General features: G+C 68.1%; 1 pseudogene. It reads right to left on the bottom strand.

The features are described from left to right. Positions 1 to 30: 30 nt before the first annotated feature. Positions 31 to 457, bottom strand: a pseudogene (locus MJ797_RS24830) (hypothetical protein); the annotation flags it as partial.

Below are 457 nucleotides of genomic sequence, written 5' to 3'. Positions count from 1 at the left end.
CCTTCGGGCGGGTTGGTGTGGGCTGAAGTATTAGGCCTGCTGGGCGGCGGCTGGGACCGCCGGACGGACGTCGAGGTGGCTGCCGGTGTTGATGCGGTGCTGGAACTCGGTTTTGATCTGCGGGTTCCAGGGGATGCAGAGCCGGTTGCCGGCACCACGGCGGGCTGGGAGGTAGCCACGGTTGATGTAGTAGTAGACGGTGCCAGGGTTGCAGCACAACTCGGCGGCGACCTCGTTCACGCTGCGTTCGCCGTCGTGGTAGGCGCCCGGGCCGGGGATCTTGTAGGTCCAGCGGACCCAGCGGATCGCCGTGAGGTCGAATGGCTTGCTTTCGCCGGTGGTCATGCCGCGGGCGGCGAGCAGGGCGACGAGGTCGTCATTGCTCGTGGTCGGGCCGACCTCGCGGATCAGCGCAAGGACGTCGGCGGGGGTTCGTCGTGTCGCGGTGCTGTCCCGT

Source organism: Protofrankia sp. CiP3 (assembly GCF_917627345.1).
Classification (GTDB): Bacteria; Actinomycetota; Actinomycetes; order Frankiales; family Frankiaceae; genus Protofrankia.
The sequence above is the reverse complement of the archived record's forward strand: the minus strand, read 5'-3'. Positions and strand labels throughout refer to the sequence as shown.